The sequence below is a fragment of the Streptomyces sp. NPDC028305 genome (genome assembly GCF_055569495.1).
Genome location: NZ_JBVHTN010000007.1, coordinates 423,154 through 436,868 on the forward strand (window position 1 = coordinate 423,154; position 13,715 = coordinate 436,868).

Here is a 13,715-nt window from a genome sequence, read left to right on the forward strand (position 1 = left end):
AGGTCCGTTCGGGAGGAGCGTGCAGGGGGGACCGGGGAGGCTGAGGGCGAGGGGAAGAGGAGAACAGCGGAGGAACAGGGGGGGACGGGGAGGGGCGGGTGTGGGGGGCGCTCACGAGCCCCATACCGCGGCGGCCACGCGCCGCACATTGCCGCCGGCGAGCTTGGCGATGTCTTCCTCGGAGTAGCCGTGGTCGAACAGCCAGCGGATCATGTTGCCGACCGCCTCCGCCGGGTTCTCGCAGCCGTGCACGTATTCGACGCTCTCGTGCGCCGGCAGCCCGGAGGATGCGGAGGCGTCCTTGTCGTCCTTGCCGAAGAGCGGGGCGAAGGTCCGGTGCCAGGCCGTGTGATCGCCGAAGTTGGTGTCGGGCCCGAAGGCCACGTGGTCGATGCCCACCAGCTCCACGCAGCGCTCCACGTGCTCCATCACCGAGTCCAGGCAGTGTCGGGGATGCCGGGCCGTGATGGTGGTGTGCGGCGCCGCCTCGACGCCGATGAACCCTCCGGTGTCGGCGCAGGCCCGGATCACCTCGTCCGGCTTCATCCGCGCCGTCGGCCACAGCGCCCGGGACCCGGCGTGGGTGATGACCACGGGCGCGGACGAGCGGCGCGCCGCGTCCAGGGCCGTCGCGTCCCCGGTGTGCGACACGTCGACGATGATGCCGAGGTCGTTCATCCTGCGCAGGGCGCGCCGGCCGAGCGCGGTCAGCCCCGCGTCGCCGGTGTCGGCGAGGCCGGAGCCGAGCTGGTTGCTCTCGCTGTACACCAGGCCCAGCAGCCTGACACCGAGGCCGTGGAGGAGGTCGAGCCGGTCGATGTCGTTGCCGATGGGGCTGGCGGACTCCAGGGTCAGCACCACGCCGACCCGGTCCTCGGCCCGTGCCCGCCGTGCCTCCTCCAGGGTCGTCACGACGGCGACGAGCTGCTGGTGGGCGATGTCGGCCCGGCGCATGGCCAGGTCGCTCACCGCGTCGTCCCAGTCCCAGGAGGTGTGGGAGCGGATCATGCTGACGGCGGCGGGCCCGCCGTCGAAGAACAGGTCCACGCCCGAGTGCGCGATCCCTTCGTACGGGATCGACTCCCGGCCCTGGCGGCGGTACGCGGCGAAGTCGGAGGGGTCCGCGGGGCGCAGCGACAGATGGTCGTGGGCGGAGATCACCAGGTGTTCTTCCTCGAAGGCCCGGGCGCGCGTCTCCACGCTCTCGCTCCAGACGGGCCCGCTGTCCGCGACGCGTCCGAGGGCGGGCACGAGGTCGAAGGCCCGGAAGTCCCGGCCGGCCTCCAGGTACTGGTAGGACCGGTAGGAGCGCCACAGGTCGAGGCGGGCGCGGGTCTTGCGGGGGAGGGGGCGGGGGCTGTTGCTCATGCGCTGACTTTCGACAGGAACGTACGGGTGCGGTCGTGGGCCGGGGCCTTCAGGAGCCGCTCGGGCGGGCCTTCCTCGACGACGCGACCGTCGTCCATGAAGACGACGCGGTCGGCGACGTCGGCGGCGAAGCGCATCTCATGGGTGACGACGACCAGCGTCATGCCCTCGCGGGCGAGGTCTTTGATGACACTCAGCACCTCCTGGACCATCTCCGGGTCCAGCGCGGAGGTCGGCTCGTCGAAGAGCATCACCTTGGGCCGCATCGCCAGGGCACGGGCGATGGCCACGCGCTGCTGCTGGCCGCCGGAGAGCTTGTCCGGGTAGGCGTCGAGCTTGTGCGCGAGACCCACCCGGGTCATGAGCTGCTCGGCCCGGGCGTCGGCCTCGGCCGGGGAGAGCCCGAGGACATGGCGCGGGGCGTGGACGATGTTCTCGCGGGCGGTCAGGTGGGGGAAGAGGTTGAAGTTCTGGAACACCATGCCCATGCTCGCCCGCTGTGCTGCCAGCTCGCGTTTGCCCAGCTCGAACAGGGTGTCGCCGCTGAGCCGGTAGCCGATGACACTGCCGTCGACCGTCACCAGGCCGTCGTCGGGGACCTCGAGGTGGTTGATGCAGCGCAGCAGGGTGCTCTTGCCCGACCCGGACGGGCCGATGAGGCATACCGTCTCGCCCCGGTGTATCTCCAGGGAAATCCCGTGAAGCACCTCGGTGCCCCGGAACGACTTGCGGATTCCGTGCAGGGAGACAATCGCCTGCGTGCTTTCTTCCGATGTCACGCTCATAGCGAGTGCTCGCTCCCCTTGACCTTTCCGGCCGGCTCGGCCGGTATCAGAGTGTGCCGCGAGAGGCGACGCTCCAGCCGCTGCTGGAGGAGGGTGATGAGACCGGTGATGATCATGTACCAGATGGCCGCCACGATCAGCAGGGGAACCGTCTGGAAGTTCTTCGCGTAAATGAGCTGGACCGAATAGAGGAGATCGGCGAGCGATATCACGCTGACCAGTGAGGTGGCCTTGAGGAGCGATATCAGTTCATTTCCCAGCGGCGGCACGATGACGCGCAGCGCTTGCGGAAGCGTGATGCGGAAGAAGGTTTGACCCGGCGTCAGTCCGAGGGTGGCGGCCGCCTGTCGCTGCCCATCGGGGACCGCCAGCAGCCCCGAGCGGATCAACTCCGCGATGTACGCGGTCTCGTGCAGCGTCAGCCCGATGACCGCGGCGGTCAGTGGCCCCAGAAGCGAGTTCGAGTCGAAGGTGACGAACCGCGGGCCCCACGGGATCCCGAGTGACAGGGTGGGAAAGAGCGCCGCCAAGTTGTACCAGAAAAGCAGCTGCACCAGCATGGGAATGGAACGGAATACCCAGATGAAGGCGGCCGCGACTGTGGCCATCAATCGCGAGGAACCCATTCTCATCAACGCGACCACGGTACCCAGGACCAGCGAGAGCAGCATGGTCACGGCCGTCATGCCGAGACTGACGCCGATTCCTTTGATGATGCGGATCTCAAAGAAGTACTTGCCGACTGTTCCCCATTCGAAGCGGGGATTGGTGAGAATCGTCGACACCGCCATGGCGGCCAGCAGTAGAATCACCGCATTGGCCACCAACAGTCCTGGGCGCCTTCTCTTGGCACGTTTGAGCGCGGTGATCCCGGGTGGAGCGTCGAGATTCAGGACTTTGGTCATGGGCGGCCCTCGGGCGGTCTCGGTCACGGCAGTGAATGCTGCATCCTAAAACCGCCCTCCGGGGCCCGCTCGAACAGTTGACAGAGAAGCGTCAACCGTTAACGGGATGCTACGTCCCGGCTACCGGAGTGCGTCGCGCCCACGACGGCGGGCCGGCCCGCGCCCTTCCCCGGCACCATCGTGGCGATCGCCAGCGCCAGCAGCGCACCGCCGGCGCCCATGGCGAAGGCGGTGCGGAAGCCGTTCTCGGAGGGCACCGCCAACGGGCCCACGCGGGTGGTCATATGGGCGAGGACGACGCCGACCACCGCGCTGGAGGTCGAGGTGCCGATGGCCCGCATCAGGGTGTTGAGGCCGTTGGCCGCGCCCGTCTCGGACACCGGCACCGCCGACATGATCAGCGCCGGCATGGAGGCGTACGCGAAGCCGATCCCGGCGCCGATGACACAGGACACCAGGACGATCTGCCAGACCTCGGACATGAGCGCGATGGCCAGCAGATATCCGACGGCGATCACCGCCGAGCCGATCAGCAGCGAGAACTTCGGCCCCCACGTGGCGGTGATCCGCGCCGAGACCGGCGACACGGCCATCATCACCAGCCCGGAGGGGCCCAGGCACAGCCCCGCCGTCATCATCGACTGGCCCAGGCCATAGCCGGTGGCCTCGGGCAGCTGGAGCAGCTGCGGCAGCGCCAGCGACATCCCGTACATCGCGAAGCCGATGACGATCGAGGCGAGGTTGGTCAGCAGCACCTGGCGGCGCGCCGTGGTGCGCAGATCCACCAGCGGCTGCCCGACCCGCAGCTCCCACCGCCCCCACAGCAGCAGGATCACCGCCGCCGCGCTGAACAGCCCGTCGGTGACGGCGCTGGTCCAGCCCCAGTCGGCCCCCTTGGAGATCGCCAGCAGCAGACACAGCAGACCGGCCGACAGCCCGACGGCCCCCACCAGGTCGAATCTGCCGCCGCCGCGGACCGGGGACTCGGGCACCACCGCCAGCACCAGCGCGATCACCAGCACACCCGCGGCCGCCGACACCCAGAACAGCACATGCCAGTCGGCGTGTTCGGCCAGGGCCGCGGCGCCGGGCAGCCCGAGCGCGCCGCCGACCCCCAGCGACGAACTCATCAGCGCCATGGCCGAGCCGAGCCGCTCGGCCGGCAGCTCGTCCCGCATGATGCTGATGCCGAGCGGGATGACGCCCGAGGAGAAGCCCTGGAGCGTACGGCCGACGATCATGGGCGCCAGCGAGTCGCTGAGCCCGCACACCACCGACCCGGCCACCAGCAGCCCCAGGCTGATCAGCAGCATCCGCCGCTTGCCGTACATGTCCCCGAGCCGCCCGAGCACGGGGGTGGCCACCGCGCCCGCGAGCAGGGTGGCGGTGATCGCCCACGAGGCGTCCGAGGCCGAGGAGTGCAGCAGCTCCGGGAGGTCCGGGATGAGCGGGACCACCAGCGTCTGCATCAGGGCGACCACGATCCCGCCGAAGGCGAGCACCGCGACCACCGGTCCGGAGCGGGGTGCGTGGGTGTCCGCCGTCGTCTCGGCCGTATGGGGCGCTTGGGCCACGGGTGTCCTCCGGGATGCCGGCGCCACGGGAAACACCGTGTCGCCGCTGCTGTATGACGGCCCCTCAGCAGGGGCGGCGGCAAGTGTCGCACAGTTTTGTGTAACGCGTACGTCAAATCTTCCCGGGGCTCCGGTGCCGTGCGGCGGGGTGCCGCGCGGGCGCTGTACGAGGGGCTCCGGTCACCTGCGTAGCCTTGACCTCCGGTGCCCGCGTCGGCGGGCGGGGGCGGACGGGAGAGGGGAACCACCGGATGGCGCAGCAGGCGGACGGGACGGCCCGCAGGGGAAGGGGGCGTCCGCCGCGTCTGTCGCGCGATCAGATCGTGCGCGCCGCAGCGGAACTGGCGGCGCGTGAGCCGGGGGTCGTGCTGACGATCAAGCGGGTCGCCGAGGCCGTGGACTCCGCCCCCATGGCCCTCTACCGCTACTTCCCCGACCGCGACGACCTGCTCCAGGCCGTCGCCGACCGGATCATCGCGGACGCGGAGCACACCGACCCGCCAGGCGACACCTGGCAGGACCAGCTGCGCGCCTGGATGCACACCAGCCGCGACCGCCTGCTGCCCTACCGGCAGCTGCTGTCCTACATGGCCGCGACCCAACAGCCCGCGTGGGTACCCGCGCTGGTCACCCTCACCGGGGTGCTGCGCCCGCTCCGGCTGAGCGAGGAAGACCTCGCCCTGGCCGTCACCCTCGTCTGCTCCACCGTTCTCGGCCACGCCGTGTACGAGAGCCACCGGCGCCCCGCCGAGCAGAAGCTGACCGCCCTGCGGGAGGCCGCGGCGCAGCGGCCCCGGGAGGAGCGGGAGGCCGTGGAGCCGCTGCTGTCCCATCTGCCGGAGGCTCAACGCCGCCTCTACGACACGGTCGTCGACCGCACCGTGGCCACGGTGGAGGCCCTTGCCGCGCGCTGAGCCGCGGCGCTCAGCTGCCGGGCGGCGTCCAGTCCGCGATCAGGGCGAGCAGCCCGGGGAAGCGCGCCTCCAGGTCGTCGACGCGCACATGGCTGCGGCGCTCTAGGCCGTACTGGCGCTGCCGGATCAGCCCCGCGTCGCGCAGGGCGCGGAAGTGGTGGGTGAGCGACGACTTCGGGCGGTCGATGCCGAACCAGCCACACGGGTGGTCGAACGCCTCCGACTCCAGCAGCAGGGTGCGGACCACGCCCATGCGCAGCGGGTCGCTCAGCGCCGCCATCACCACCTCGAGACGCAGCTCCTCGCGGGCGGGCTCGGGCAGGGGCTCCGGCAGGCCGGCGGGGGCGGGGTAGGGGCCGGCGAACCTGTCGGCCGTGGCGCTCTGCGACATCCGCGTCACCTCGGGGAAGACAACACAACCATCAGTACGAGTTGCATCGTACAGGAGTTTATGTTCGACTCTGGCCGTACTAGTGGTTCGAGTTTTCTCGTACAGCATGCTGTGCGGCTTGGAGGGGACCCATGGGGAGCGCCCGGCACGCCGAGACCCCGGCGACGACACCCGCGACACCTACGAAGCCCACGACGCCCCCGCCGCGCCGCGAGGTCTGGCTCGCGGCATGGCCGGTGACCGCCGTGTTCATCCTGTCCAACACGGCCACCCCGCTGTACGTCCTGTGGCGCGACGAGCTCGGCTTCTCCTCCGGGATGCTGACCGTCGTCTTCGCCTGCTACATCGTGGGGCTGCTGGCGGCCCTGCTGGTGGCCGGGGTGGTGTCGGACCGGGTCGGCCGCAAGCCGGTGCTGCTGCCGGCCCTCGCCCTGGCGGTCGTGGCCAGTGTGCTGTTCGCGACCGCCGGCTCGATCGCCGCGCTGGCCATCGCCCGGCTGCTGAGCGGCGTCGCGGTCGGCTCCATCGTCTCGGCGGGCATGGCCGCCGTCGCCGACGTGGCGGGGCCTGACCGCAAGCGGCTCGCCGCGCTGCTCGCCTCCACCGCGATGGTCCTGGGGGCGGGGCTCGGCCCGCTGCTGGCCGGCATCCTCTCGGAGACCCTGCCCGGCCCCACGGTCACCGTGTTCCTGGTGGAGATCGTGCTCCTGGCCCTGGCGGTGGTGGTCGTGCTGCGCATGCCGCTGCGCCGCGCCGCGGGTCCCGCCCGGGGCTCGCGCCGACCGGGTGCCTGGGTCCGGGTGCCGTCCGTGCCCCGCCCCAACCGCGGCCACCTCCTGCTGGGCGTGGTGGTGTTCGCCCCCGGCATCACCTCCACCTCCTTCGTCCTGTCGCTCGGCCCCTCGCTCCTGGCGGATCTGCTCGGCACCTCCAGCCGCGTCGTCGCCGGAGCCACCGCCTTTGTGATGTTCACGGCCGCGACGGCCGTCCAGTTCGCCGTGCGGCGGCTGAAGGTGGGCGCCATCCTGGCGGCCGGGGCCGCGTCGACCGCCCTGGCCATGGGCGCGCTGGCGCTGGCCGTCCAGCTGTCGGCCACCCCGCTGCTGGCCCTCGCGGCCGTCCTGGCCGGTGCGGGCCAGGGGATGGGGCAGCTGGGCGGCCTCACGCTGATCGGCGCCCATGTCCCGGCCGCCCGGCTGGCCGAGGCCAACGCGGCGCTGAACGTCGGCGGCTACCTCCCCGCCGGGCTGCTGCCGGTCGCGGCCGGCTACCTCAGCGACGCGGTCGGGCTGTCGGCCGGGACCACCGTCTTCAGCGCCGTCGTCGCGGTTGCCGCGCTCGCCGGGGGCGGCGTGGTGCTCGCCCGCCGCCGTACCGCACTGTGAACCGCACCGGCGGTGGCGGCCGCCACCGGGTCAGTTGAGCAGCATCTGGACGATGGAGACGGTGCCTATCGTGACGATGAGGCTCCGCAGGACGACGGGGCGCAGCCGGCGGCCCGCCTTGGCGCCGATCTGGCCGCCGAGCGCCGAGCCGACCGCGATCAGCCCCACGGCCGTCCAGTCGAAATCCGCGACGAAGAGAAAGAAGAGCGCGGCGACCGTGTTGACGATGGCGGCGAGGACGTTCTTGACGGCGTTGAGGCGCTGGAGGGGCTCATCGAGCAGCATGCCCATCAGGGACATGTAGATGATGCCTTGCGCGGCGGCGAAGTAGCCGCCGTAGACGCTGGCGAGCGTCAGCCCGGTGAACAGCAGCGGGCCGCCGTCGCGGTGGGCGGGGCGGCCGGTCCGCTCGCGGCGGCGGCGCACCCGCTCGCCGATCACGGGCTGGAGCGCGACCAGGACGAGCGCGAGGCCGACGAGGACGGGCACGACCGTCTCGAACGCCGTCGCGGGCAGGGCCAGCAGGAGCGTGGCGCCGGCGAAGCTGCCCAGCACGGCGCCGACGCCGAGCTTCAGCACCCGCCGGGCCTGGCCGCTCAGCTCGCTCCGGTAACCGATGGCGCCGCTGACTGAGCCGGGGATCAGGCCGAGCGCGTTGGACACCGTGGCGGTCACGGGCGGCAGGCCCGTCGCCAGCAGGACCGGGAAGGTGATCAGGGTCCCCGAGCCGACGACGGTGTTGATGGCGCCCGCACTGATGCCGGCCGCGAAGACGGCGACCATGTCCCCCGGCGTCATGCGGTGTCCTCTCGCGTGATTCGCATGGCACCGACGCTAAAGGGCCGATGATTCGGTGTTCGCCGAACCCTGAGACGATATCCCGGGCAGACCGTCGAGCAGCGCGCCGAGTGCGACCATGACCAGCGCGCACACCTCGTCCGGGTCGGCGTCGGCCAGCGGCTCCTTGCCGACGACCACCCGCATCATGCCGATCCCGAGCATCCAGGACAGCGCCAGGTCCGCCCGCAGCGCACGGTTCTCGGCGCTGCTCAGGGACGCCAGCACCCGCGCGTAGTCGTCGCTGGTGGCACGCACGGCCGTACCGATCTCGTCACCGCTGCCCACCGACCGCAGCAGGGTCGCCAGCGCGCGGTTGGCCGGCTCCTTGCCGCGGTGGCCCAGCAGCCCGCGCAGGGCGGCCTCGAGCAGCTCGCCGGGTGGGGTGTTGCGCACCTGAGCCTCCCCGTTGCGCGCCACCACCTCGCCGAACAGCGCTCGTTTCGAGCCGAAATACCGGAACAGCAGTGCCTGGTTGACCCCGGCGCGATCCGCGATCTCACGGACCGTGGCCCGCTCGTAGCCCCGCTCGGCGAACAGCGCGGACGCGGCCTCGAGCAACCGCCGCCGGGTGTCCTGTGCGTCCCGCCGCCGCCCCGCTGACGTGGTCGTTCCCATCGCGACACTCCTCTCGTCGCACCTTCCGCGGTCCCCCCGCCGGACCGTCGGATCAACGGCGCAATCGGGCCGTTGACCGTACCAAGGAGGGGCTCCTACGTTTGTAAGCACGTGCTTACGCGAGGGAGGTCACCATGACCACAGCGGAGACGACCGTAGATCCGACGGAGATCACCTATCCCTTCAACACCTCCGAGAGTCTGGGGCTCAGCCAGGCGTACCAAGAGGCCAGGGGACGCGCGGGATTACTGCGCGTGCGCATGGCGTACGGCGAGCCCGCCTGGCTCGTCACCCGGTACGCCGACGCCCGGCTGGTGCTCGGGGACCGGCGCTTCAGCCGCGCGGCGGCGCTCCACCACGACGAGCCCCGGCAGTCCGAGGGCCGGCGCAACAGCGGCATCCTGACCATGGACCCGCCCGACCACACCCGGCTGCGCACCCTGGTCGCCAAGGCCTTCACCGTCCACCAGGTGGAGAAGCTCCGGCCGTCGGTGCGGCGGCTGACCCAGGAACTCCTCGACGAACTGGAGGCCGCCGGGCCACCCGCCGACCTGGTCGACCGCTACGCCCTGCCGATCCCGGTCGGGGTCATCTGCCGGCTGCTCGGAGTGCCGGAGGAGGACCGGCCCAAGTTCCGGGTCTGGAGCGACGCCGCGCTGTCCACCAGCTCGCTGAGCGCCGAGGAGTTCGAGCGCAACCGCGACGAACTGCGCGCCTACATGGCCGGACTGATCGAACACCACCGCGCCGCGCCGCAGGACGACCTCATGACCTCGCTGATCGAGGCCCGGGACGCCGGCGACCGGCTGTCCGAGCTCGAACTCGTCGACCTGTGCGTCGGCATCCTGGTGGCCGGACACGAGACCACCGCCTCGCAGATCCCCAACTTCGTGCTGACGCTCCTCGACCACCCCGACGAGCTGCGCCGCCTGCGTGAGGAACCCGCCCTGCTGAACGGCGCGATCGAGGAGCTGCTGCGCTTCGTACCCCTGGGCGTGGGCGCCTCCCAGCCCCGCTACGCGACCGAGGACATCGAGGTCGGCGGCACCCTCGTGCGCTCCGGAGAGCCCGTCCTCGTCGCCGTCGGCTCCGCCAACCGCGACGCGCTGCGCTTCGACGAGCCCGGCACGCTGAACGTGGCCCGCCCCGCCACCCAGCACCTCGGCTTCGGCCACGGTGTGCACCACTGCCTCGGTGCGCCCCTGGCCCGGCTGGAGCTCCAGGAGGCGCTCGGCGCCCTGGTCACCCGCTTCCCGGGGCTGCGCCTGGCCGGGGACGTGGAGTGGAAGAACCAGATGCTGGTGCGTGGGCCGCGCGTCATGCCGGTCGGGTGGTGAGCCGGCATGACCTGGAAGGCGGAGATCGACGGGGGCCGGTGCATGGCCTCCGGCATGTGTGCCGGAATCGCTCCCGATCTGTTCGCCCTCGGCGCGGAGCACGCCGAGCCGCTGAGCGACGAGGTCCCGGAGGAGGAGCGGGTGCTGGACGCGGCGGACTCCTGCCCCGCGCAGGCGATCACCGTCCGCGACGGCGCCACGACCGTGGGACCGCGCCCCTGACCTCCGGGATCTGGCACCAGGCCACTCGACCTGGCACCAGGTCACCCGACCTGGCACTACGTCACCTGGACACGCCCAGCCCGGCGGCCGGCAGATCCTCCGGCAGCAGCGCCCGCAGGTCGTCCACGCTCGGTGTGCGGATGGCGGTGAGCCGCCGGGCCTGGTGCGTGATCATTGTCTCGAGCAGTTGCCGGGCCAGGCGGGCGTTGCCGAAGGAGCGGTCCCGGGGGATCGCCTCGATATGGGTGCGGAGCGCGTCCAGCGTCGTCGCCGGGCAGGCGTAGCCGGATTCCTCGGCGGTCCGTTCCAGGATGGTGAGCAGCTCGTCGGTGGAGTAGTTCTCGAATTCGACGAAGCGGGAGAAGCGCGAGGCCAGACCGGGGTTGGAGTCGAGGAAGCGCCGCATTTCGCCGGTGTAGCCGGCGACGATGACGACGACCTGGTCCCGGTGGTCCTCCATCAGTTTCAGGAGGGTGTCCACGGCCTCGCGGCCGAAGTCGCTGGAGTTGCCCTCGGGGGTGAGGGTGTAGGCCTCGTCGATGAACAGCACACCGCCCATCGCGCTCTCGAACACCTCCTTGGTGAGCTGCGCGGTGTGGCCGACATAGCGTCCGACGAGGTCGGCGCGCGCGACCTCGACGAGCTGGCCGCGGGGCAGGACGCCGAGAGAGTGCAGCAGCTGGGCGTAGAGGCGGGCGATGGTGGTCTTGCCGGTGCCGGGCGGCCCGGAGAACACCAGGTGCTGGCTGATCTTCGGGGCGGGGAGCCCGGCGGCCTCGCGCTGTTTGGCCGTGGTGAGCAGCGAGACGAGATCGGTGACCTCGCGCTTGACGGCGGTGAGGCCGACCATGGCCTCCAGCCGGGCGAGCATCGCCTCCCGGTCCTCGCCGGTGTTCTGCTCGACGTCGCTCTCGTCGCTGATGTCCTCGGGGAGCAGCAGGGTGAGGTCCCGCTCGGCGGGTTCGGCCATGGTGGCGAGGCGGAAGGCCTGGCGGTCCACCATCTCCTCGAACACCCGGCGGGCGGCCCGGCCGTTGCCGAAGGTGGCGTCGCGCGGCATCCGTTCGTAGTGCACGGCCAGCGCCTCGGTGGTGCCGGGGCCCAGTTCGTACTGGTGGGAGGCGCACATGCTCGCGGTGATGGTCACCAGGTCCGTGACGGAGTAGTTGGTGAACTCGATGGTGCGGGTGAAGCGCGAGGCCAGGCCCGGGTTCGACTCCAGGAAGGAGGACATCTCCGCCGAGTAGCCGGCGGCGATGACCACGACGTCCTCCCGGTGGTCCTCCATCAGCTTCAGCAGGGTGTCCACGGCCTCGCGCCCGAAGTCGTTGGAGCTGGCGCCCTCGGGGGTGAGGGTGTAGGCCTCGTCGATGAACAGCACACCGCCGAGGGCCTCGTTGAACGCCTCCGTGGTCTTGATGGCCGTGCCGCCGATGACCTGGGCGACCAGATCCGCGCGGGACACCTCGACCAGATGGCCGGACGGCAACACGCCCAGCTGGGCGAGGATGGAGCCGTAGAGCCGGGCCACGGTGGTCTTGCCGGTGCCGGGCGGGCCCGCGAACACCAGGTGGCGGCTCATGGACGGCACCGGCATGCCCAGCCGCTGGCGCCGCTGGGAGAGCTGGTTGAGATTGACCAGCGTGCGCACCTGGTGTTTGACGCCCTCCAGGCCGATCAGGGCCTCAAGCTCGTCCAGCGGCTCCCTGGGCTCGCCGCCGCCGGAGTCCTTCCCCGCGGCGCGCGCGGTGGTGTTCGCGGCCACCTCGGCGCCCCAGACATCCGGAGTGGAGTTGTCGGCGCTGGTCAGCTCCAGCACCTCCAGGCGCTCGCTCACCCGGGTCTGGGTCAGCCCGGCGCCCCGGTTGTCGCGCACGGTGCAGTTGGTGACGCTGACCGGCTCGGAGCTGTCGATCCGGATGCCGTCGCCCACGCTGCCGTTGATCTCGCAGCTGTGCAGCTCGGCGCGGGAGCCCGCGGCGAGGAGCACACCGTGTGCCCCGGCCCCGGTGATCCGCGCCCGGGTCAGGGTCAGCTCCCCGCCCTCCTCGACGGCCACGCCCGAGGCGCCGCAGGTGTCGATCTGGCAGTCGAGCACGGCCGCGACGGCGTCGCGGCCCACCGAGACACCGGTCTCCGAGGACGAGCGCAGCACACAGTCGTCGATCCGGGTGTTGCCGCCGTCGGCGACGCGTATCCCGCCGCCGCCCGCCCGCTCCACGGTGCAGGACTCCAGGCGTCCGCGCCCGTCGTCGCCCACCTCGAAGCCGTACTTGCCGGGTGCGGTGATCCGGGCGCCGCGCAGCAGCGGGTTGGCGTGCGAGCGGATGGCGACCGCGCTGCCGACCGCGTCCATCACCTCCAGCCGGTCGAACTCGGCGGTCGACTCCTCGGTGAGCAGCACGGCCGCCTCGGCGTCGGCACAGTCCCGCACGGTGGTGCGCGTGAACGACGGCGAGCTGGAACCCGTCACCCGGATCGCCGGGCCGGTGACCGAGGTGAACTCGCAGTCCTCGAAGGTGCCTCGGGACCGCTCGGAGACGACCACCCCGGCGCCCTTGGTGCGCAGTGTCCGGCACCGGCGCAGCAGCGGGTCGGCGCCCGCGGACAGGGCGATGGCGGGGCCGGTGGTGCCGGAGACCGTGACGTCCTCGACGATGGGGCGGGACCCGCTGGTGAGATAGACGCCCACCGCCGTGTCACGGACGGTGCAGCGGGACACGTACGTGGTGCTGTTGCCCTCCAGCGCGATGGCGGGCTTGTCGGTGGCGGTGATGTCGCAGGACTCGATGGAGCCCTGCGACTCGCCGTTGGCGAGGATGCCGTTGCCGCGGGCGTCGCGGATACGGCAGCCGCGCACCGTCGAGCGGGCGCTCTCGCTGAACACGACGCCGGAGGTGCCGAGGTTCTCCAGCACACAGTCCTCGATGACGCTCGCCACCTCGGAGGTGTCCACGATCGCGGCGCCCTCGCGGTTGGTGACCCGGCAGCCCCGCATGGCGAGCGAGCCGCTCTGCCGGGCCAGCACCGCCGTCCAGCCGGAACCGATCACCGTGCAGCCGTCCATGGCCACCTGCCCGCGCGGCGCGTCCACCACCGCCACGTCCTCACTGCCGCCGCGCAGCGTCAGATCGGTGAGCATCACCGCGTCCGCGACCAGCGTCAGCGCGGTGCCGCGGCGCGGGCAGATCTCCACGCTGCCGGGCTCGCCCTCGGCGACGAGCGTGACCCGGGTCTTGACGGTGAGGTTCTCGGCGTAACGGCCGGGCCGGACATGGATCACCGCACCGGTGCGTGCCGTGGCCAGCGCCTCACCGATCGTCCGGAAACTCTCCGGTTGTTCCGGGCAGACCGTCAGTACCTGCCGTGACACGCTCGG

Annotated in this window: 12 protein-coding genes; 4 read left to right on the forward strand and 8 right to left on the reverse strand. The window is 71.5% G+C overall.

Features of this window, described 5'->3' with window-relative positions; all coding sequences use genetic code 11:
- Window positions 1–111: 111 nt before the first annotated feature.
- From ACZ4WQ_RS31535 to ACZ4WQ_RS31550, 4 genes are all read right to left on the reverse strand, one after another.
- Window positions 112–1,368: a dipeptidase gene (locus ACZ4WQ_RS31535; RefSeq protein ID WP_361191903.1), complete on the reverse strand. Its 1,257-nt coding sequence runs from the start codon at window positions 1,366–1,368 to the stop codon at window positions 112–114.
- Window positions 1,365–2,153 carry an amino acid ABC transporter ATP-binding protein gene (locus tag ACZ4WQ_RS31540; RefSeq protein WP_311725505.1) on the reverse strand — a complete coding sequence of 263 codons (789 nt, stop codon included), beginning with the start codon at window positions 2,151–2,153 and terminating at the stop codon, window positions 1,365–1,367. Before ACZ4WQ_RS31540 ends, ACZ4WQ_RS31535 begins: the two co-directional genes overlap by 4 nt.
- Entirely contained in the window at window positions 2,150–3,085 is a 936-nt protein-coding gene (locus tag ACZ4WQ_RS31545) for an amino acid ABC transporter permease (RefSeq protein ID WP_468022621.1), read from the reverse strand. Before ACZ4WQ_RS31545 ends, ACZ4WQ_RS31540 begins: the two co-directional genes overlap by 4 nt.
- A 71-nt stretch (window positions 3,086–3,156) precedes the next feature.
- Window positions 3,157–4,632: an MFS transporter gene (locus ACZ4WQ_RS31550; protein WP_398373457.1), complete on the reverse strand. Its 1,476-nt coding sequence runs from the start codon at window positions 4,630–4,632 to the stop codon at window positions 3,157–3,159.
- A 323-nt stretch (window positions 4,633–4,955) separates the two neighbouring features.
- Here ACZ4WQ_RS31550 and ACZ4WQ_RS31555 point away from each other — a divergent pair, with 323 nt between their 5' ends.
- Window positions 4,956–5,546 (forward strand): TetR/AcrR family transcriptional regulator, encoded by a 591-nt coding sequence (locus tag ACZ4WQ_RS31555; RefSeq protein WP_311725508.1) that lies wholly within the window; start codon window positions 4,956–4,958, stop codon window positions 5,544–5,546.
- A gap of 10 nt (window positions 5,547–5,556) precedes the next feature.
- Here ACZ4WQ_RS31555 and ACZ4WQ_RS31560 read toward each other — a convergent pair whose 3' ends face one another.
- Complete coding sequence (locus ACZ4WQ_RS31560) at window positions 5,557–5,937, reverse strand: ArsR family transcriptional regulator (RefSeq protein ID WP_311725509.1); 381 nt, start codon at window positions 5,935–5,937, stop codon at window positions 5,557–5,559.
- Window positions 5,938–6,068: 131 nt separating this feature from the next.
- Here ACZ4WQ_RS31560 and ACZ4WQ_RS31565 point away from each other — a divergent pair, with 131 nt between their 5' ends.
- Window positions 6,069–7,322 (forward strand): MFS transporter, encoded by a 1,254-nt coding sequence (locus tag ACZ4WQ_RS31565; protein WP_398373460.1) that lies wholly within the window; start codon window positions 6,069–6,071, stop codon window positions 7,320–7,322.
- 30 nt (window positions 7,323–7,352) lie between these two features.
- Here the strand turns inward: ACZ4WQ_RS31565 and ACZ4WQ_RS31570 are convergent, their stop codons facing one another.
- Complete coding sequence (locus tag ACZ4WQ_RS31570) at window positions 7,353–8,120, reverse strand: sulfite exporter TauE/SafE family protein (protein ID WP_311725512.1); 768 nt, start codon at window positions 8,118–8,120, stop codon at window positions 7,353–7,355.
- 36 nt (window positions 8,121–8,156) lie between these two features.
- Window positions 8,157–8,777: a TetR/AcrR family transcriptional regulator gene (locus ACZ4WQ_RS31575; protein WP_358847287.1), complete on the reverse strand. Its 621-nt coding sequence runs from the start codon at window positions 8,775–8,777 to the stop codon at window positions 8,157–8,159.
- Between the two features lie 134 nt (window positions 8,778–8,911).
- Here ACZ4WQ_RS31575 and ACZ4WQ_RS31580 point away from each other — a divergent pair, with 134 nt between their 5' ends.
- A complete protein-coding gene (locus tag ACZ4WQ_RS31580; protein WP_398373463.1) occupies window positions 8,912–10,114 on the forward strand; it encodes a cytochrome P450 in 1,203 nt (400 codons plus the stop codon).
- Window positions 10,115–10,120: 6 nt separating this feature from the next.
- Window positions 10,121–10,336 (forward strand): ferredoxin, encoded by a 216-nt coding sequence (locus tag ACZ4WQ_RS31585; RefSeq protein ID WP_311725516.1) that lies wholly within the window; start codon window positions 10,121–10,123, stop codon window positions 10,334–10,336.
- 61 nt (window positions 10,337–10,397) lie between these two features.
- Here ACZ4WQ_RS31585 and ACZ4WQ_RS31590 read toward each other — a convergent pair whose 3' ends face one another.
- On the reverse strand, window positions 10,398–13,709 hold the full coding sequence (locus ACZ4WQ_RS31590) for a right-handed parallel beta-helix repeat-containing protein (protein ID WP_398373465.1): 3,312 nt from the start codon (window positions 13,707–13,709) through the stop codon (window positions 10,398–10,400).
- Window positions 13,710–13,715 lie beyond the last annotated feature (6 nt).

Excerpts from the sequence above, each read along its gene's own strand:
- ACZ4WQ_RS31535 (WP_361191903.1), bottom strand. The coding sequence starts at position 1,368 with ATGAGCAACAGCCCCCGCCCCCTCCCCCGCAAGACCCGCGCCCGCCTC.
- ACZ4WQ_RS31540 (WP_311725505.1), bottom strand. The coding sequence starts at position 2,153 with ATGAGCGTGACATCGGAAGAAAGCACGCAGGCGATTGTCTCCCTGCAC.
- ACZ4WQ_RS31560 (WP_311725509.1), bottom strand. The coding sequence starts at position 5,937 with ATGTCGCAGAGCGCCACGGCCGACAGGTTCGCCGGCCCCTACCCCGCC.
- ACZ4WQ_RS31565 (WP_398373460.1), top strand. The coding sequence starts at position 6,069 with ATGGGGAGCGCCCGGCACGCCGAGACCCCGGCGACGACACCCGCGACA.
- ACZ4WQ_RS31570 (WP_311725512.1), bottom strand. The coding sequence starts at position 8,120 with ATGACGCCGGGGGACATGGTCGCCGTCTTCGCGGCCGGCATCAGTGCG.
- ACZ4WQ_RS31575 (WP_358847287.1), bottom strand. The coding sequence starts at position 8,777 with ATGGGAACGACCACGTCAGCGGGGCGGCGGCGGGACGCACAGGACACC.
- ACZ4WQ_RS31580 (WP_398373463.1), top strand. The coding sequence starts at position 8,912 with ATGACCACAGCGGAGACGACCGTAGATCCGACGGAGATCACCTATCCC.
- ACZ4WQ_RS31585 (WP_311725516.1), top strand. The coding sequence starts at position 10,121 with ATGACCTGGAAGGCGGAGATCGACGGGGGCCGGTGCATGGCCTCCGGC.